The organism is Streptomyces auratus (genome assembly GCF_050433025.1).
In the GTDB taxonomy this organism is placed as follows: domain Bacteria; phylum Actinomycetota; class Actinomycetes; order Streptomycetales; family Streptomycetaceae; genus Streptomyces; species Streptomyces sioyaensis.
The window spans coordinates 940035-958200 of the sequence record NZ_JBNGCB010000001.1 but is presented as its reverse complement, the minus strand read 5'-3'; the positions used below and the strand labels follow the sequence as shown (position 1 = coordinate 958200).

The 18166-nt window shown below is 69.7% G+C and carries 15 protein-coding genes; 10 read left to right on the top strand and 5 right to left on the bottom strand.

The genetic code is table 11. The features are described 5' to 3' along the window. Nucleotides 1-7: 7 nt before the first annotated feature. The 8 genes from BKA18_RS03925 to BKA18_RS03890 all read left to right on the top strand — a co-directional run bounded on the left by BKA18_RS03925 (nt 8) and on the right by BKA18_RS03890 (nt 8585). Complete coding sequence (locus BKA18_RS03925; protein WP_366048343.1) at nt 8-1399, top strand: NtaA/DmoA family FMN-dependent monooxygenase; 1392 nt, start codon at nt 8-10, stop codon at nt 1397-1399. Further along, a complete protein-coding gene (locus tag BKA18_RS03920) occupies nt 1396-2520 on the top strand; it encodes an MsnO8 family LLM class oxidoreductase (RefSeq protein WP_366048342.1) in 1125 nt (374 codons plus the stop codon). The genes BKA18_RS03925 and BKA18_RS03920 overlap by 4 nt, the downstream gene beginning before the upstream one ends. 125 nt (nt 2521-2645) lie before the next feature. After that, complete coding sequence (locus tag BKA18_RS03915) at nt 2646-2807, top strand: putative leader peptide (RefSeq protein ID WP_366048341.1); 162 nt, start codon at nt 2646-2648, stop codon at nt 2805-2807. A gap of 377 nt (nt 2808-3184) precedes the next feature. Continuing rightward, entirely contained in the window at nt 3185-4258 is a 1074-nt protein-coding gene (locus BKA18_RS03910; RefSeq protein WP_366048340.1) for an ABC transporter substrate-binding protein, read from the top strand. A gap of 3 nt (nt 4259-4261) precedes the next feature. After that, nucleotides 4262-5113 (top strand): ABC transporter ATP-binding protein, encoded by an 852-nt coding sequence (locus BKA18_RS03905; protein WP_366048339.1) that lies wholly within the window; start codon nt 4262-4264, stop codon nt 5111-5113. After that, a complete protein-coding gene (locus tag BKA18_RS03900) occupies nt 5110-6144 on the top strand; it encodes an ABC transporter permease (RefSeq protein WP_366048338.1) in 1035 nt (344 codons plus the stop codon). The genes BKA18_RS03905 and BKA18_RS03900 overlap by 4 nt, the downstream gene beginning before the upstream one ends. Nucleotides 6145-6196: 52 nt before the next feature. Then, a complete protein-coding gene (locus BKA18_RS03895) occupies nt 6197-7555 on the top strand; it encodes an LLM class flavin-dependent oxidoreductase (protein ID WP_366048337.1) in 1359 nt (452 codons plus the stop codon). A 130-nt stretch (nt 7556-7685) separates the two neighbouring features. Then, complete coding sequence (locus BKA18_RS03890; protein ID WP_006606482.1) at nt 7686-8585, top strand: TauD/TfdA dioxygenase family protein; 900 nt, start codon at nt 7686-7688, stop codon at nt 8583-8585. Nucleotides 8586-8768: 183 nt separating this feature from the next. Here BKA18_RS03890 and BKA18_RS03885 read toward each other — a convergent pair whose 3' ends face one another. The 3 genes from BKA18_RS03885 to BKA18_RS03875 form a co-directional block, all read right to left on the bottom strand. Then, on the bottom strand, nt 8769-9449 hold the full coding sequence (locus BKA18_RS03885) for an HdeD family acid-resistance protein (RefSeq protein WP_429638144.1): 681 nt from the start codon (nt 9447-9449) through the stop codon (nt 8769-8771). 329 nt (nt 9450-9778) lie between these two features. After that, nucleotides 9779-10342 carry a Rieske (2Fe-2S) protein gene (locus tag BKA18_RS03880; protein ID WP_366046113.1) on the bottom strand — a complete coding sequence of 188 codons (564 nt, stop codon included), beginning with the start codon at nt 10340-10342 and terminating at the stop codon, nt 9779-9781. A gap of 169 nt (nt 10343-10511) precedes the next feature. Continuing rightward, nucleotides 10512-12656 (bottom strand): S9 family peptidase, encoded by a 2145-nt coding sequence (locus BKA18_RS03875; protein ID WP_366046112.1) that lies wholly within the window; start codon nt 12654-12656, stop codon nt 10512-10514. A gap of 838 nt (nt 12657-13494) precedes the next feature. On the opposite strand from BKA18_RS03875, the gene BKA18_RS03870 reads away from it, so the two are divergent. Further along, complete coding sequence (locus tag BKA18_RS03870; RefSeq protein ID WP_366046110.1) at nt 13495-15120, top strand: sensor histidine kinase; 1626 nt, start codon at nt 13495-13497, stop codon at nt 15118-15120. A 152-nt stretch (nt 15121-15272) separates the two neighbouring features. Here BKA18_RS03870 and BKA18_RS03865 read toward each other — a convergent pair whose 3' ends face one another. Then, entirely contained in the window at nt 15273-15854 is a 582-nt protein-coding gene (locus BKA18_RS03865; protein WP_366046109.1) for a DUF488 domain-containing protein, read from the bottom strand. A 338-nt stretch (nt 15855-16192) separates the two neighbouring features. Next, complete coding sequence (locus BKA18_RS03860) at nt 16193-16750, bottom strand: hemerythrin domain-containing protein (protein WP_366046108.1); 558 nt, start codon at nt 16748-16750, stop codon at nt 16193-16195. A gap of 230 nt (nt 16751-16980) precedes the next feature. Here BKA18_RS03860 and BKA18_RS03855 point away from each other — a divergent pair, with 230 nt between their 5' ends. Continuing rightward, nucleotides 16981-18165 (top strand): zinc-dependent alcohol dehydrogenase, encoded by a 1185-nt coding sequence (locus tag BKA18_RS03855; protein WP_366046107.1) that lies wholly within the window; start codon nt 16981-16983, stop codon nt 18163-18165. Nucleotide 18166 lies beyond the last annotated feature (1 nt).

Sequence of the window (18166 nt, the reverse complement as noted above, 5' to 3'; positions counted from 1 at the left end):
CCCACTCATGAGCACGTCGTCAACGGACAAGCCGCTCAAGCAGATCCACCTCGCGGCGCACTTCCCGGGCGTCAACAACACCACCGTGTGGAGCGCCCCCGAGGCCGGCAGCCACATCGAGTTCAGCTCCTTCGCGCACCTGGCGCGGACCGCCGAGCGAGCCAAGTTCGACTTCCTGTTCCTCGCCGAGGGGCTCCGGCTTCGCGAACAGGGCGGACACATCTATGACTTGGACGTCGTCGGCCGCCCCGACACCTTCACCGTCCTCACCGCGCTCGCCGCCGTCACCGAACACCTCGGCCTGACCGGCACCATCAACTCCACCTTCAACGAGCCCTACGACGTCGCCCGCCAGTTCGCCAGCCTCGACCACCTGTCGGGTGGGCGCGCCGCCTGGAACGTGGTCACCTCCTGGGATGCCTTCACGGGCGAGAACTTCCGCCGCGGCGGTTTCCTGCCGCAGGAGGAGCGCTACTCCCGGGCCAAGGAGTTCCTGACCACGGCCCATGAACTGTTCGACTCCTGGCGCGGCGACGAGATCATCGCCGACCAGGCGACCGGCACCTTCCTGCGCGATGCCAGGGCCGGAGCCTTCATCCACCGGGGTGAGCAGTTCGACATCAGCGGACAGTTCAACGTCCCGCGCAGCCCCCAGGGACGCCCGGTGATCTTCCAGGCCGGTGATTCCGACGAGGGGCGCGAGTTCGCGGCCTCCAGCTCCGACGCGATCTTCAGCCGATACAGCAAGATCGAGGAAGGTCAGGCGTTCTACCAGGACGTCAAAGGCCGCCTCGCCCGCTACGGGCGCAGGCACGACCAGTTGCTGATCCTGCCCGCCGCGACGTTCGTCCTCGGCGACACGGACGCCGAGGCGCAGGAACTCGCCCACGAGGTACGGCGCCAGCAGGTCAGCGGCGCGACCGCGATCAAGTACCTGGAGCACATCTGGAACCGGGACCTGTCCGCGTACGACCCGGACGGCCCGCTGCCCGATGTCGACCCGATCCCCGGCGAAAACACCATCGCCCTCGGCCGGGCCAGCGTACGGCAGTTCCGTGACCCGCTCGCCGTCGCCGAGGAGTGGCGCGAGCGCGCCGAGGCGAAGCACCTCTCCATCCGTGAGCTGGTCATCGAGACCACCACCCGGCAGTCGTTCATCGGCTCCCCGGCCACCGTCGCCGAGACCATCAACGAGTTCGTCCAGGCCGACGCCTCCGACGGCTTCATCCTCGTCCCGCACATCACCCCCGGCGGCCTCGACGCCTTCGCCGACACCGTGGTTCCGCTGCTCCAGGAGCGCGGAGTGTTCCGTACGGAGTACGAGGGCACCACCCTGCGCGACCACCTCGGCCTGGACCACCCGGACGCCGAGGCGCAGGCCCGTCGGGTGGCCTCATGAACGCGCCCCTCGGCGTCCTCGACCTGGTCCCGATCTCGTCCGGCTCCACGGCCACCGAGGCACTCCGCAACTCCATCGACCTGGCCCGGCAGGCCGAGCGCTTCGGTTACGCCCGCTACTGGTTCGCCGAACACCACCTCAATCCGGGCGTGGCGGGCACCTCACCCGCCGTCGTCCTCGCCCTGACCGCCTCCGCGACATCGACGATCCGGCTCGGCTCCGGCGCCGTACAGCTCGGGCACCGCACCGCGCTGTCCACGGTCGAGGAGTTCGGCCTGATCGATGCGCTGCATCCCGGGCGACTCGATCTGGGCCTCGGACGCTCCGGCGGTCGCCCGCCGGGACCGCCCGCCGCCCCGCTGCCGACCGCGCCCCCCGTCGTCGACGGCCGCGCCCCCAACGGGCTGCGGATCCCGCCGCGCTTCTCCTTCGCGCACCTGCTCGGCTCACCGAGGGTCGCCCTCCAGCGCAAGCTGCTCCAGCAACCGGGCGCCGAGTCGCAGGACTACGGCGAGCAGATCGACGACATCCTCGCGCTGCTGGCCGGCACGTACCGGTCCGCGGACGGCATCGAGGCACACGCGGTCCCGGGGGAGGGCGCCGACGTACAGGTGTGGATCCTGGGCAGCAGCGGTGGGCAGAGCGCCGAGGTCGCCGGCCGCAACGGTCTGCGGTTCGCGGCGAACTACCACGTCAGCCCGGCCACCGTGCTGGAGGCGGCGGAAGGCTACCGAGCCGCGTTCGAGCCCTCCGACGTGCTCGACAAGCCGTACGTGAGCGTATCGGCCGATGTCGTGGTCGCCGAGGACGACGAGCGCGCGCGAGAACTCGCCACCGGCTACGGGCTGTGGGTCCGCAGCATCCGCACCGCCGAGGGCGCGATCGAATTCCCCACGCCCCAACAGGCCCGCTCCCAGGTGTGGACCGACGCGGACCGGGAACTGGTCGCCGACCGCGTCGAGACCCAGTTCGTCGGCTCACCGGGCCGTGTGGCCGACCAATTGGAGCAGCTCCAGGAGGCCACCGGCGCCGACGAACTGCTCATCACGACCATCACGCACGGCCATGCCGACCGGGTGCGCTCCTACGAACTGCTGGCCGAGGAGTGGCGGCGCAGATGAGCCGGGGGTCCGTGCGCGGCGGCGAGGCCGCCCACCGCGCACGGACATTCTCCGGCGCGATGCTCTGCGAGGCGCTCCTCAGGGGCTGTCTGCGGCTCCGATTGTGAACGGAATGCTGCGCCCGCATGGCGGGCGAACCAGAGAGTGAGACAAGGGCTGTCGTGTCATTGACGTGGCTGATTTTCGCTGCCAGCCTCCCCAGTGTGAACCACTCGGAGGATTTCACCGCACGCCTGCACGTCGATCTTCGACGCCAGGCCAGTGCCCTCTGTGCCGCTGGCTGCTAGAGCCGACCAGCGTCAGCTCCTGAGCAACCCTTGATTCCGGGGCACTTACTGGCCCGGGATTTCCCCGTCGCCTGGTGAATCTCGCCGCATACCCGCCTGGAATCTGCCGGGTTCGGTGCGCGTGCCGGTTTGTTTCACCGCACCATTCGCATTTCCTTTCCGTTTTCGCGCCTTGGGTTGTCTTCACGCCCCGGAAGAGAAAATGCGGCTCTTTCAGGCCACGGAGGGCTCCGCTCGGGCATCGGCCACCACGCACCGGTCATCGCAACCGCCCCGTAACCCCCGGTTCCTCCTACCCCTTTCACCTCGCGTCCGTAGCAGACGCGCCATACGCGTACCGCCGTGCTCCACCCACCGAGTCGAACAGGACCCCTTCCATGAGCTCCATAAGCAAGCTGACGACCCCATCGAGCCGACGACAGTTCCTCACCCTGCTGGGCCTCTCGGCGGTCGCGGTCAGCTGCGGCACCGGGGGTGGCGGCGCGGCCAAGGAACAGACCAAGACCCTGCGGTACCAGGGTTGGGCGGGGTCCGTCATCCTGCCCGAACTGGCCGAGGACCTCGGCTTCCTGGAGGACGTGAAGCTGAAGTGGGTCGGCAACACGATCAGCGGGCCGCAGGACATCCAGTCGGCAGCCACCGGGCAGGTCGACTTCGGCGGCGCGTTCAACGGAGCCGTCGTCAAACTCGCTGCGAGAAAGGCTCCCATTACGGCGGTCATCAGCTACTACGGCGTTGACAAGGCCGCCTACAACGGCTTCTACGTCCTGAAGGGCAGCCCGATCCACTCGGCCCGCGACCTGATCGGCAAGAAGGTCGGGATGAACACCCTCGGCGCGCACTCCGAGGCGATGCTCGATATCTACCTGCAACGCCACGGCCTGTCGCAGGCGGACATCAAGAAGGTCGAGCCGTTGGTGGTGCCCCCGGTCAACATCGAGCAGTCGCTGCGGCAGAAGCAGATCCAGGTGGGCGTCCTCGGCGACATCCTGCGCGACAAGGCCCTGGCGACCGGCGGCATTGAACCGCTGTTCACCGACTACCAGCTGCTCGGCAATTTTTCCGCCGGCACGTATGTCGTGAACGACCGGTTCCTGAAGGAGAACCCCGACACCGCGCGCACCTTCGTCACGGGCGTCGCGCGCGCCATCGAGTGGGCCCGCGCCACACCACGCGAAAAGGTCATCGAGCGGCAGATCGAGATCGTCAAGAAGCGTGGCCGCAACGAGGACACCACTCCGCTGAAGTACTGGAAGTCCTTCGGCGTCGCCGAGACCGCCGGGCGCATCGCCGACAAGGACCTCCAGCTGTGGATCGACTGGCTCGCCAAACGCGGTGACATCGAGAAGGGCCAGGTCAAGGCGTCGGATCTCTACACCAACGAGTTCAACGCGTATGGCCGGAAGGGCAATTCGTCCGCGGCCGAGCCGACCTCCAAGAGCGGGAGCTGACCCATGCCGGGATCCACCACAGCCAAGATCGAGTTCGAGCAGGTGCGCAAGACCTTTCCGGCCAAGAGGGGGAGGGCCCAGGGCCGTGGCTCGGCGCACGGGGACGGCGAGTTCAGCGCCCTCGACGGTGTCGACCTGCGGATCGACGCGGGGGAGTTCGTCGTCGTGGTCGGCCCCAGCGGATGCGGCAAATCCACGCTGCTGGACCTGCTGGGCGGGCTCGCCCGGCCGACCGGCGGACGGATCCTGCTGGACGGGGAACCGGTGACCGGGCCCGGCCTGGACCGCGGCATCGTCTTCCAGCAGTACGCCCTGCTGCCCTGGCGCACCGCCCTGGGCAACGTCGAATTCGGCCTGGAGGCGACCGGCGTGCCGCGGCGTGAGCGCGTCACGCGTGCCCGTGAGTACCTGGACCTGGTCGGGCTCTCCGGATTCGAGAACCGTCATCCGCACGAGCTGTCGGGCGGCATGCGCCAGCGCGTGGCCATCGCCCGCTCTCTTGCCTACGACCCCGACGTCCTGCTGATGGACGAGCCGTTCGCCGCGCTGGACGCCCAGACCAGGGAGTCGCTGCAGGACGAGCTGCTGCGCATCTGGCAGCGCACCGGAAAGACCGTCGTCTTCATCACCCATGGCATCGAGGAGGCCGTCTACCTGGGGCAGCGGGTAGCCGTCATGACCTCCAGGCCCGGTCGTATCAAGCAGGTCGTGCCGATCGGTTTCGACTCCCGCACGGCGACGGACGACCTGCGGTCCAGCCCCGAGTTCGCACGGTACCGACACGAGATCTGGACGCTTCTGCACGACGAGGTGACCAGGACCCAACTGCTGGAGAAGGAGGAGGTCTCCGTATGAGCCTCGCAAGCGGTTCGAGCACTCGGCGCAAGACGGCGGAGGAACTCAAGGCGGCGGAGGAACTCAAGGCGGCGGAGGAACTCAGGACGGCGGAGGAACTCAGGACGGCGGAGGAATTCAGGACGGCGGAGGAATTCGAGACCACGGAGGAACTCTCCGCGCCGGCCACCGGCACGCCGTCGTCGTCCGCCGAGGAGCCCGCGGCCGTCCTGCCCGTCGCGCTGAGCAGGCCGCCGCTCCACCGTGCTTCCGTGCTTCCCCGCATCCTGCGCGCGGCACTGACCGGCGTCACCAGGTCGGCGGCGATCGTCGCCCTGCTGCTCGCGTGGGAGCTGGCGCCCCGCTTCGGCCTGGTGGACCGGACTTTCCTGCCGCCGTTCAGCGAGGTCGCCCAGGCGTGGTGGGGACTCGTGGCCAACGGCCAGCTCGCCGACAACGCACAGGCGAGCCTGGTGCGTTCGTTCAGCGGATTCGGCATAGCCGTCGCCGTGTCCGTGCCGCTGGGCCTGCTCATCGGCTGGTACCGGCCCGTCGCCGATCTCCTCAACCCGTTGCTGCAGGTCTTCCTCAACACCGCCGCCCTGGCCCTGCTGCCGGTGTTCGTGCTGCTCCTCGGCATCGGCGAGACGTCGAAGATCTCCATCGTGGTGTACGCGTGCGCCTGGCCGATCCTGTTCAACACCATCAGCGCGGTACGCACCGTCGACCCCACCCTGCTGCGACTGGCGAAGTCCATGGACCTGTCCGCCCCGCGGCTGTTCCAGAAGGTGATCCTGCCCGCCTCGGTGCCGACGATCTTCACCGGAATCCGGCTGGCCGGGGCGGTGTCCATCGTCGTCCTGGTCGCCGCCGAGATGATCGGCGCCAAGGCCGGTCTCGGCTATCTCATCAACGCGTCCCAGTACAACTTCGCCATTCCGCAGATGTACGCGGGCATCGTCACGATCTCCGTCATCGGTGTGGCCTTCAACCAGCTGCTGGTGGCCGTGGAGAAGCGGCTCAGCTCGTGGCGCGTCCCCGCGACGAGCTGACGCCCGTACCCGCCCTGCGCAAGGACCCCAAAGGAACTCGGAGGAACCTTCCATGCCCGCAGCCGGCCCCCGCCGCCTTCATCTCAACGCCTTCCTGATGAACGCCGGCCACCATGACGCCGCCTGGCGCCATCCGCGTACCCAGCCCGAACGCGTCACCGACCGGCGCTACTTCCAGCACCTGGCCCAGACCGCCGAACGCGGAAAGCTCGACTCCCTCTTCTTCGCCGACGGCCTGGCCCTGTGGGGCAAGGTCAAACACAACGCGCTCGGCGGTTTCGAACCGCTCACGCTGCTGTCCGCCCTGGCGACGGTGACCGAGCACATCGGCCTGATCGCCACCGTCTCCACCACCTTCAACGACCCCTTCCACACCGCCCGGAAGTTCGCCTCCCTCGACCACCTCAGCGGCGGGCGCGCCGGCTGGAACATCGTCACCTCCGGCACGGTCGACGAGGCCCGCAACTTCGGGCAGGACGAACACCTCGAACACGGCCTGCGCTACGACCGGGCGCGGGAATTCGTGGAGGTCGCCACCAAGCTGTGGGACAGCTGGGAGGACGACGCCGTCCTGCTCGATCGCGTGCGCGGGATCTACGTGGACGCCGGCAAGGTGCAGCCCATCGACCACCGGGGGGAGCACTTCGCCGTACAGGGCCCGCTCAACGTGCCGCGCAGCCCGCAGGGTTACCCGCTGCTGGTGCAGGCCGGTTCGTCCGAGGACGGCAAGGAGTTCGCCGCCCAGTACGCCGAGGCCGTGTTCACCGCACAGCAGACCCTCGCGGACGGGCAGGCCTTCTACAAGGACGTGAAGAACCGCCTCGCCCGCTACGGACGTTCCGAGGACGACCTGAAGATCCTTCCCGGGATCTGCCCGGTCATCGGCTCGACGGAGGCGGAGGCCCGCGCTCTTGAGCAGGAGCTGACGGACCTTCAGGTGCCGGAGTACGGGCTCGCCCAGTTGTCGGGGATGCTCGGCACCGACCTGACCGGGCTGCCGCTGGACGGTCCGCTGCCCGCGCTTCCCGAGGAGCGGGACATCAACGGCAACAAGAGCCGATTCACGCTCGTCGCCGAACTGGCCCGGCGCGACGGCCTCACCCTGCGCGAGCTCATCGCGCGCCTCGGCGGTGGGCGCGGCCACCGGGTCTTCGCCGGGACGCCGGAGCAGATAGCCGACCAGCTCGAAGAGTGGTTCACGCAGGGAGCCGCCGACGGCTTCAACGTCATGCCGCCGCATCTGCCGGGCGGCCTGGAGGACTTCGTCGACCACGTCGTGCCGCTCCTCCAGGACCGGGGCCTGTTCCGCACCGAGTACACCGGACGCACCCTGCGCGAGCACTACGGCCTGCCTCGCCCCGCAGGCCGGCTCGCTCCCTCCGTCACCGCCGCCGAGGGACAGCCGGCATGACCGGGCCCGACCGCACCGCGGACGTCCCGGCGGTGGGCGGCGGCCCCGCCGCTCTCACCTCCTGAAACGGCCGAAACACCCGAGACTGCCGAACTCCTGAACTGCCGAAACTCCTGAAAGGAACCTGCACATGAGCACCAGCACCGGCTTCGACATCCGCCGGATCGGCGGACGCATCGGCGCCGAGATCGTCGGCGTCGACCTCTCCGCCGACCTCGACCCGGCCATCGTCACCGAGATCAACGCGGCTCTGCTGGATCACAAGGCGCTCGTCTTCCGCGGCCAGCAGCTGGACGACGCCGGGCAGCTGCGCTTCGCCTCCCTCTTCGGCGCACTCACCGCCGCCCACCCCACCGTCCCGTCCGTGGACGGGCAGCCCAACATCCTTCCCGTCGACGGGGACGAGGGCATCCGCGCCAACCACTGGCACACCGACGTCACCTTCGTCCGCACACCCCCGAAGGCGTCGACCCTGCGCAGCATCGTCGTCCCGCCCTACGGCGGCAACACGCTGATCGCCAACTCGGCCGGGGCCTACCAGGACCTGCCCGAGCCGCTGCGCGAGCTGGCGGACAAGCTGTGGGCCGTCCACACCAACGACTACGATTACGCCGCCCCGAAGAACGACAAGGCGGCCGAGCACCGCAAGCAGTTCGTCTCGCGCAAGTACCGCACCGCCCACCCGGTGGTACGCGTGCACCCGGAGACGGGGGAGCGCGGCCTGTTCATCGGCGGCTTCGCGCAGACCATCGAGGGCCTGGGCCCCTCCGAGTCCCGAGACCTGCTGCGCATCTTCCAGTCGTACGTGACGCGACCGGAGAACATCCTCCGGGTGGCCTGGACGCCAGGTGACCTCGTCCTGTTCGACAACCGCATCACCCAGCACTACGCCCCCGACGACTACGGCGACCTGCCGCGCCTGCTGCACCGGGTGACCGTCGCCGGGGACGCTCCGGTAGGTATCGATGGCACCTCCAGCCGCGCCATCGAAGGCGGTGACGCCGGCCATTACACCCCCGCCGTGGCCTGACGCCCACGGGCCGGTCGGGCGCCGCGGTCCATGCGGAGCACCTCCTGGGGGCGCCCCCAGGAGGTGCTTGGAGTACGCGGCTGAGCTGTACGCGCCACCGAGATCGATGACGACGTCGCCGAGGCGACGTTCCGTTCTGGGAGTTCGTCTCCGGACCGGGGGTGGCCCGGCACGCCCCCGTGATCAGTGCTGCGGGTGTGGGCGGACGTGGAACATGGGCCGGCGCCGCTTGGTGGTGGTGCCCTGGGTGAGGCGGCCGACTTCGATGCGCATCTTGATGGCCTGGAAGACCTCAGCCACGCCCAGGACGATGGCCATGATGCCCACCACCAGGGTCAGCGCGGCGATCGAGCTGAACGGCGACACGATCAGCACGATGCCTGCCAGAGTGGTGATGATCCCCAAGAACAGCTGCCAGCCGCGCGCCGGGGTGCCCTCGGCGGAGATCGCCGTGGCGGTCACCATGATGCCGCGCAGCAGCCAGCCGAAGCCGATCCACAGCGCGAGCAGCAGAATCGATTCCAGGGTGCCCCGGAAGCAGACCAGGCCCAGCAGGATGAAGAGTGCGCCCGCGACGAAATGCAACACCCGCAGATGCCGAGGGACGTGTGTGCCAAAGGCAGCGGCCAGCTGGAAGACACCGGTGGCCAGCAGGTAGATGCCGAAGAGCACACCGACGACCCGCAGGGTCTGGCTGGGCCAGGCCAGGACAAGCACACCCAGAGCGATCGCGGTCACGCCCATGGTGAGCAGGAATTGCCAGCCCATGTTCGCCAGGGCACTCAGGCCCTCGCCTGTGGAGACATCGCGTTGCTCGGTGCCGTGCGGAGGGCCGGTGCCTGAGGAATCGGAGGGGATTGTCATGCCGTCTGCCTCCTCCAGGAAAGAGCACGGTCAGATGGGTTCCAGTCCCATCGTCACCCGCCTGGCCCCGTCCCGCCTGGCAGGCGCTCTCAGGTCCCGTCGCCGACCGCAGAAGTCAAGCCTGAGTCGAAAGGGGGGGCGGGCGGCCCGGGACGCCCTTCTGGCAGCTATCGGCAGATAGCCGCACCCCATGTTGCCTGCGACAGCGGACGGCTGCTCGAAGGGCAGCGGGCTTGATTCTCCCCGGATTCTCCCCAGGGGCTTGAGCGGCGCCGACGACACCCGCCCGCCGGGACTTGAGCCCGGCGGGCGGCTGGGCGGCCGTGCCGTCAGCCGAGGGTGACCGAGCCGCCCTTGACGTCCACCTTGGCGGGGGCCAGCGCCTTGGTGGCGGGGCCCTTCTTCACGCTGCCGTCGTTGATGTCGAACTTGCTGCCGTGGCACATGCAGTTGATGGTGCCGCCGGAGACCTCGCCGACGACGCAGCCCGCGTGGGTGCAGATGGCGGAGAACGCCTTGATCTCGCCGTCCTGCGGCTGGGTGACGACCACCTTCTCGGCCTTGAAGATCTTGCCGCCGCCCTTGGGGATCTCCGAGGTCTTGGCGAGGGTGCTGCCGCTGCCCCCACCGCTGCCGCTGCCCCCGCCGCTCGCCCCTGAGGACGACTGCTCGCCGGCCGCGCTCTTGGAGTCGCCGCTGCCCGCGTCCATCTTGCTGCCGCCGCAGGCCGCGAGCGCCGCCGTCAGTCCGGCCGCGCCGACCGCCGCGACGACGGCCCGCCGTCCCGCCCCGCGCTCCGTCGCCGGGCCGGTCTCGTCCTCCGATGGGCCGGCCTCCTCCGTCGCCGTCACCGCTTCGGTCTCCGTCCGCTCCGACGCTGCCTGTCGAGCCATGGTGTGCCTCCGGTTCTTGGTGGTGCCTTCGGTGCGCGCTCTGCTCCATGGGCGTTGCACAGGGTCCATACGGAGGGACGGCCCGGGGTGTTCAACGCGGACGCGTTCCTTTCGCTGAGGTACAAATCCAGGCGCGAACGGGGCGGGAGGGCCCCGAAGGGAACGCCCCTCAATCCTCCTCGGTGCGCCCCTTCAGCGCCTCCCGCAGAAAATCCCGTTGGAAGAACAGCAGCTGCTCGTTGACCGCGTCATCGGCCGGCAGATGGGTGGCGCCGGGCAGCGGGAGGACGCTGTGCGGCTTGCCCGCGGCGAGCAGCTCCGCCGAGAAGCGCAGGGTGTGCGCGGCCGCCACATTGTCGTCCGCGAGCCCGTGGACCAGCAGCAGCGGGCGGCTCAGCAGATGGCCGTGGCCGATGAGGGAGCAGCGCGCGTAGTTCTCCGGCTGCTCGTCGGGGTGGCCCAGGAACCGCTCCTTCCAGTGGGTGTCGTACAGCCGCATGTCGGTGGGCGGCGCACCGGCGACCGCCGCATGGAAGACCTCGGGGTGGTGCAGCACCGCGCCCGCGGCCAGGAACCCGCCGAACGACCAGCCGCGGATCGCCACCCGCGCCAGGTCCAGGTCACCGCAGTGCCCCGCGGCCGCCCGCAGCGCATCGATCTGGTCCTCCAAGGCGGGCGTGAGCTGGTCGCCGTGGATGGTCTTCTCCCAGGCCGGGCCCCGGTTCGGGGTCCCGCGGCCGTCGACGACCAGCACCGCGAACCCCTGCTCGGCGAACCACTGCGACACACAGGTGAACCATCCGCGGGCGCGCCCCACCAGCTGCATTCCCGGCCCCCCGTACGGGTCGAGCAGCACCGGCAGTTTCCCTGTGCCCTCCTCGTGCCAGGACGGCAGGAAGAGAGCGCCGCGCAACTGCCGTTCGCCGAGGGTGAGATGGCGGGGCCGCGGGGTGACCGACGGCTCCTCGGCGAGCGAGCGGATGACCTCGTACGGCGCGTCCTGGTCCGTCTCCGAGCCGGCCGCCGGCTCCCGTAGGACGCGGGCTTCGGCGCCCCGTGGCGTCACCCCGGCCAGGACGACCGTGCCGCCCCGCCCCACGCCGGTGAAGCGGCCGGGCCCGCGGCTCAGCCGCCGGTTGCCGCGGCCCGGTTCATGGCGCCACACATGCGTCTCCAGCGGATCGTCGCTCGCCGTGAACAGCACCTGCTCGCCCTCCACCCCGAGGACCTCGCACAGCTGCAGCCCCCTGGGGGTGACCCGCCGGCCGCCGACGGTCAGATACCGGGTGTCGCCGTCGTCCTCGGAGAGCACCAGGTCGCCCGACGCCGTACGGGCGGGGGTGCCGTGGACGATCTCCACCCAGGCGGGATCGGTCCGCTCGTGCCGCAGCTCGGTGGCCCCGGTCGCCGGATCGACCGTGAGCGTCCGCAGTATGCGCTGGTCACGGCTCTGTACGGTGAGGAACGGGCCCTGTGCGTCCCAGCCGGCGGTGACGAGGTACTCATAGGCCTTGCGGTCCCACCGCACGTCGATCCGCCCGCCCTCCAGGGAGCGGAGCTGAACGGTGACCTCCGCATTGGGGGTGCCGGCCGCCGGGTAGGGAACCGCCCGCGGCGGCTTCGTCGGATCGGCCGGGTCCGAGGTGTAACGCCGTTCCACGGGGCCGGTGTCGACCCTGGCCACCAGGAGGTGGCGGCTGTCCGGCGCCCACCAGTAGCCGCGCATCCGGTTCATGGACTCCGCGGCGACATATTCGGCGAGCCCGTAGGAGACGTCCGGGCCCTCGGCGCGGGCCAGCTGCCGGTCGGCACCGGCCAGATCGACGACGTGCAGGCAGCGGCGGCTCACGTAGGCGACGTGCCGGCCGTCGGGGGAGGGGCGGGGGTCGACCACCGGCCCCGCCGCGGGGACGGAGAACGGCGCGCCACCGTCGGTCCGCACCGCCCACAGGGCTCCGGACAGGGCGAACGCCACCACCCGGGCCGCGTCGTCCGTCGCGTACGACACCACGCCCACCGAGCGCTCCCGGGCGCGCTCCCGGCGCAGCCGCTCCTCCTCGGGGACCTCCCCGGAACCGTTTCCCACCAGGAGCGCCGGATCGGCCAGCAGCTGTTCCTTGCCGTCCTCGAACTGCCACAGCCGGCCCACGGGATCGGTGCCCGAGCCCGTACGGACGAAGAGCACCCGGGAGCCGTCGGGGGAGACGGTGAATTGCCGGGGCACCCCGAGGGAGAAGCGACGGGTGCGGGCGAACTGGCGGGGAAATGCAGCAGAGTTCACGGTGTGCTCGACGTTCCGGGCACTGCTGTCCAAGGTGCTGTCCTCCGGGGGTGCGGGCGGCCCGGACGGCGCCGGTCCGGGATGACGATCTCTGTAGAGAAACTAGGCAGATCGAAGACGTCTGCGGAAGACCCGCCCGCGACGTGCTGCTTCGCGACGCCCGGCGGCCACGACGGAGAGCGGGGTCGGCGCCGGGGCGCATGTCGGCCGTTCCTGCCGACATGGGCTTTCCGTCAATTGCCCGCAGAGGCATCCGGCATCCGGCACCTTGCATCCGGTATCGCGTCCCGCCGAAATCCGGAAAGTGTTCTGCTGCAAATGAAGTCGGGCCGATTCGTACGTCGGCGTTCCCGTTTCGTCGATGACCCGGCCGCCCAGGCCACTTTTCCCCCGCCATACGCGCTGCCATTGCCCTGCGCGTGGCCATTGCCCTGCACGTGGCCATCGTTTCCGCATCCCTTTGCGGTGGGAACCGGAAGTTTCTCGCGGAGCTCCACGGGGCGGCGGTGGCCCTTGCGGAATCCCTTCCCGAGCCCTCCCCGCGCCCTCCCTCATGATCCACTCCAACCGAATGGCGCGCCGCACAGAATGCGGCAGGGGGGACGGCGATGACTCAAAGTCATTGAAGGGTCACATTGCGAAGTCATTACCGTGCCGTATCGCGTCATGAAATGGTCCGTCTGCCGGACCGGACGGAACTGCCCTACAATCTCCGGACACCTCCGCCGGCCGTCTGGTTATTCCCGTGACCCTTGAGAAAAGCTCCGCACCGCTCACCGAAACCACGGAGAAGTCACCTTCCCATTCCGTGATTTCCGGTGAGGCGTCCGCGCGGAACGGCCTGCGGAGCCGGGTGCGGACGCTGTGCCGGATGCGTCCGTGGTACACCGTGGTCCTCGATGCCGCGATCGCGCTGGGCTGCGCCCTGCTGGACCCCACCATCCGGGAAGGCTTCGCGCCGGGAGAGATCTACAGTCCGCTGTCGCCGTCCCTGTCCGGCTGGCTGACGGCAGCGGCGGGCCTGCTTCTGCTGTTCCGGCGCCGCTTTCCGGTCGCGGTGGCCGCCGTGGTGACCGGCGGTCTGCTGCTGGGAACCGGGTCCGTCCTGACGGTCACCGTCGCGTACTACTCGCTCGCTCGCTATACCCGGCCGATCCGCACCGTGGGCATCGCCGCACCCCTCGGGCTGGTCACCGTCCTCGCCGTCGCCGTGGTGCACCTTCAGCGTCTCGGCCCCCGCCATGGGATGGCCGGCCCGTACCGGGGGGTGCTGCTGACCGTGGTGCTGCTGGCCGCCGTCATCCTGCCGGTGCTCGTCGGGCTCCGCCCCCTGGGCCGGCACCCGGGCTGGTGGGAGAACCGGCGGGCGATGCTGTTCGACGTCTGTCTGGTGGTGCTGTTCCCGCTGGCCAACCCGGTGGTGGTGCTCACCTCGAATGAGGTCAACAACGACGTACTGCTGCTGCCGGTGCCGGTGTTCGCCGCTCTGGTGCCCCTGGCGGGCCTGACCCTCGTCCTGCGGCGCCGCTACCCCGCGGGGGTGGCCCTGGCCGCCGTCGTCCTGCTGCCGCTCGTCCTGCCGCCGCTCAGCACGCTGCCGGTCGCTCTGTACACGGTGGCCAAATACGGGCGCTCCCGCCGCCAATTGCTGATGATCTCCGGGGCGGCCGCGGCCATGCTCCTCGGCTGGGCGTACTTCACGAACCTGCAGGTGGTCACCCCCCTGGTGATGGTCCTGCTGGTGTCCATGGTCGGGGTGCCGGTCCTGCTCGGCATGTACCGGGGCGCCAAGCAGAGTCTGCTGGTGAACCTGCGGGAACGGGCGGAGCGCCTGGAACGCGAGCAGCACCTCAAGGAAGCGCAGGCCCGGATGCAGGAACGGGCCCGGATCGCCCGCGAGATGCACGATGTGGTCTCGCACCGGGTGAGCCTGATGGTGGTGCACGCCGGCGCGCTGGAAGCCGGGGCCGGCGGGGACAACGAGGTCGCCCGGAAGACGGGCGCACTGATCGGCCAGATGGGCCGCCAGGCCCTCAACGAACTGCGCGACGTGCTGAATGTGCTGCGGATGGACGGCGCGGACGACCAGGACCCGGCACCGTCGCTGCCGACGCTCGACGACGTCACCACCCTGGTCGAGGAGTCGCGCAGCACCGGGGCCCCGATCGCCCTCGACGTCACCGGCGACCCCCGTACGCTGCCCGCCGACCTCAGCGGCGCCCTGTACCGCCTCGTCCAGGAGGGCCTGACCAACGCCGCCAAGCATGCCTCCGGTGCCCCGGTCCGCGTCGGGGTGCGCTACCTCACCGACGCGGTGCGGGTACGGGTGGAGAACGACGCCCCGCACGGCCCGTCCGGCACGGAACTGCCCAGCGGCGGCCGCGGACTCGTCGGCCTGGGCGAACGCGTCACCGCCTTCGGCGGCACCTTCACGTCCGGGGGCCGGCCGGACGGCGGCTTCGCCATCGAGGCGACGGTTCCGCTCGACGGCCGTTGAGCGGCCGACAGCCGGGCGGCGTCAGCGGCCACGGCGGAGCCGTAGTCGCCGACAGGACCTCCAGGAAGCGCTGAGGGGGTGGGCGCCGGACGGTGCCGGCTGTTCGTGCTCGAACGCTGTCTGGCGTGGCGAGGCATTCGACACCGTCGGAGTCATGGCCCGTCATCTTCTCCGATCCGGCGGGGTTGCTGGAAAGCGGCGGCTGCGGTGTCGTCGTAGACGAGCAGGCCATCGGGGCGTAGCCGTAGTCCCGGCGTCGGTGGGTGGGGCACCAGCCGTTTGTCGTGCATCAGGTGCTGCACGGTGGCGTTCCTGGCCACGGTGGCGAAGTCGGCGATCAGGCGCCGGTGACAGCGCCACCAGACCGCCTCGCCGCACATCACCGTCGTGCGGGAACGAGAGGCTTCGTCGAGCAGTCGGTCCATCGCTGCCACGAACGCAGGCTCGCGCATATAGGCGGCATAGCCCCGGAATGAGGAGTTGCGCCAGACGACGTCCGGGGAGTCGGCGGGTGCTTTGCGAAAGCCACCCAGGTCCGGTTCCCATCGGTAGGCGATGCCGGCCTGCGGCAACCAGTGGGCGAGGCTGCTGCGGAACAGGTGAGGGCTGCGACGGCTGCCCGGCCCGATCCGTACGTCGACCACCGCCCGCACGTCCGCTCCGCGCAGCAGTTCGATCAACTGCGGTCGCTCCGCCGTGCTGTGACCGAATGTGACCAGCTCTGTGTTACGCATCCCGCCGCGGCTCGTTGCCGAGCTGCCTGGTCCACATGTCCGGTCCGCCGCCCTCCCGCTCGATCAGGCTGGGGGGACTCAGGGAAACGCGCTTGTCGTCGCCGTCGCTACCGGTTCGGCGCGGAAGCTGCATGAGAGCGGTCTCCTTCGCATCACGGGCTGGGACGCCGCCCAAGACGGTGCGCGACAGATCAGTACTTCAAGGGCGCACGTCTCGCTTACGCCCTCATCGGCCCCGCGCCTGCGGTCGCGGGGCTGAGGGACTGACCGTAGCCAGGAGGTATGAGCGAACGGACGCGGACGTGCCGGCCGGGCGGGACGGGGACCGTGGGGTGCGGTTACTGGCCGCGGCCGGTGACGTAGTCGCGGGCGCGGTCGACCAGGCCGAGCCCGGGTGCGAGGAGCTTGTTGGCCGGGGGCGTACTCGGTGCGGCGGGGTGCGGGCGGGTAGGGGCGGTCTTTTTCGCCGCGCGGACCTTTTCTCCCAGACTTTCGAGGACGTAGGAGTGCACGTGGTCGCGCAGTTGCGGGAAGAGGTGGTTCTCCTCGTCGTCGACATGCGAGGTGACCTCTGTCCTGAGCTTGACCACAAGGCGGTCGAAGTCGAGGTCGTCCGGCTCGCGCCCTTCGAGGTCCTTGAGGAGTTCTTCGACGCGGGCGTGGTCGGCGAGCTCCTTGTCCGCCAGCGCGTCGCCCTCCTCCAGGTGCTCACGCACGGCCGGGTAGAGGTGCATCTCCTCGGCGACCGCATGCCGCACCAGCTCGATGGTGAGGGCGTCGACCAGCCGCTTGCGGTCCGGGCTGCCCGGCATGGTGTCCTCGAACTGCCCGAACAGGTCGTCGACCTCACGATGGTCGGTGGTCAACTCCTCGATGACATCGCCGCCATGACCCACGATCTTCGCCTCCGCTCGCTGCGCACCTCGGTCGGTACCGGGTGCATGAGAGCACGGGTTCCCGACGAAGGGCGCGGTTAACGCAATGCGGACGAATTACCCCGGACGCTCGGCGGTGCCCTGGCTCGCCGGGCCGCGCTGCTGTCGCGGTCCGGCCTGCGCATTCTCGGCATCAGTCGCATGGTGGTAGCGGGGGCGGTCCGGAACAGCAGACCTCGTAGGGAGTGACGATGAGAGCTCTGACCTGGCACGGAAAGCGCGATGTACGCGTGGAGACCGTCCCGGATCCAACGATTCAGGAACCGACCGACATCATCGTGCGCATCACGTCCACCGGCATCTGCGGCTCGGACCTGCACCTCTACGAAGTCTTCGGCCCCTACCTCGACGCGGGCGACATTCTCGGCCATGAGCCCATGGGCATCGTTGCGGAGACCGGCAGCGACGTCACCGAGGTATCGGTGGGCGACCGGGTGGTGATTCCGTTCAATGTCGCCTGCGGCACGTGCTGGATGTGCCGGCGCGGTCTGCACTCCCAATGCGAGACCACTCAGGTCACCGACCGCGGCATGGGAGGCTCCCTCTTCGGGTTCACCAAGCTCTACGGGCACATCCCCGGCGGCCAGGCGGAGTTCCTTCGCGTGCCGTTCGGGAACACGCTCCCCATCAAGGTCCCCGACGGGCCGCCGGACCAGCGTTTCGTCTACCTTTCCGACGTCCTGCCCACGGCCCGGCAGGCCGTCGTCTACGCGGCCGTCCCGCCGGGCGGAAGCGTCACCGTACTGGGGCTGGGCCCGATCGGTGACATGGCTGCCCGCATCGCCCTCCACCAGGGCGCAAGCAAAGTCATCGGCGTCGACCTGGTCCCCGAACGCCTCGCCCGGGCCCGGGAGCGTGGTGTGCACACCCTTGACCTCAACGAATACGGCAAGGACGTAGCCGAGGAGATCCGGCGGCTCACCGACGGGCGCGGCACGGATTCCGTCATCGAGGCGGTCGGCATGGAGGCCCACGGCGCCCCGGTCACCCGAGCCGCCCAGAACTTGGCAGGGCTGCTGCCCGATGCCCTGGGCGAAAGGCTCATGGCACACGCGGGTGTGGACAGCATGACGGCCTTCAACACGGCCGTGGACGCTGTTCGTCGAGGTGGCACGATCTCCCTGGTCGGGGTCTATGGCGGTGCGGTCGATCCGGTCCCCATGCTGACCCTGTTCGACAAGCAGATTCAGCTGAGGATGGGCCAGGCCAACGTCAAACGCTGGATCGACGACATTCTTCCTCTCCTGAACGACGCGGACCCCCTGGGAGTCGACCACTTCGCCACCCACACCCTCCCTCTGGAAGACGGGCCCCAGGCCTACAAGGCGTTCCAGGCCAAGGACGACGGAATGATCAAGACGGTCCTCACCCCCTAGG

What these genes read in the sequence shown, in the direction of transcription:
- BKA18_RS03925 (WP_366048343.1), top strand. Translation starts at nt 8, where the DNA reads ATGAGCACGTCGTCAACGGACAAGCCGCTCAAGCAGATCCACCTCGCG.
- BKA18_RS03920 (WP_366048342.1), top strand. Translation starts at nt 1,396, where the DNA reads ATGAACGCGCCCCTCGGCGTCCTCGACCTGGTCCCGATCTCGTCCGGC.
- BKA18_RS03915 (WP_366048341.1), top strand. Translation starts at nt 2,646, where the DNA reads ATGGCGGGCGAACCAGAGAGTGAGACAAGGGCTGTCGTGTCATTGACG.
- BKA18_RS03910 (WP_366048340.1), top strand. Translation starts at nt 3,185, where the DNA reads ATGAGCTCCATAAGCAAGCTGACGACCCCATCGAGCCGACGACAGTTC.
- BKA18_RS03905 (WP_366048339.1), top strand. Translation starts at nt 4,262, where the DNA reads ATGCCGGGATCCACCACAGCCAAGATCGAGTTCGAGCAGGTGCGCAAG.
- BKA18_RS03900 (WP_366048338.1), top strand. Translation starts at nt 5,110, where the DNA reads ATGAGCCTCGCAAGCGGTTCGAGCACTCGGCGCAAGACGGCGGAGGAA.
- BKA18_RS03895 (WP_366048337.1), top strand. Translation starts at nt 6,197, where the DNA reads ATGCCCGCAGCCGGCCCCCGCCGCCTTCATCTCAACGCCTTCCTGATG.
- BKA18_RS03890 (WP_006606482.1), top strand. Translation starts at nt 7,686, where the DNA reads ATGAGCACCAGCACCGGCTTCGACATCCGCCGGATCGGCGGACGCATC.
- BKA18_RS03885 (WP_429638144.1), bottom strand. Translation starts at nt 9,449, where the DNA reads ATGACAATCCCCTCCGATTCCTCAGGCACCGGCCCTCCGCACGGCACC.
- BKA18_RS03880 (WP_366046113.1), bottom strand. Translation starts at nt 10,342, where the DNA reads ATGGCTCGACAGGCAGCGTCGGAGCGGACGGAGACCGAAGCGGTGACG.
- BKA18_RS03870 (WP_366046110.1), top strand. Translation starts at nt 13,495, where the DNA reads ATGCGTCCGTGGTACACCGTGGTCCTCGATGCCGCGATCGCGCTGGGC.
- BKA18_RS03865 (WP_366046109.1), bottom strand. Translation starts at nt 15,854, where the DNA reads ATGCGTAACACAGAGCTGGTCACATTCGGTCACAGCACGGCGGAGCGA.
- BKA18_RS03855 (WP_366046107.1), top strand. Translation starts at nt 16,981, where the DNA reads ATGAGAGCTCTGACCTGGCACGGAAAGCGCGATGTACGCGTGGAGACC.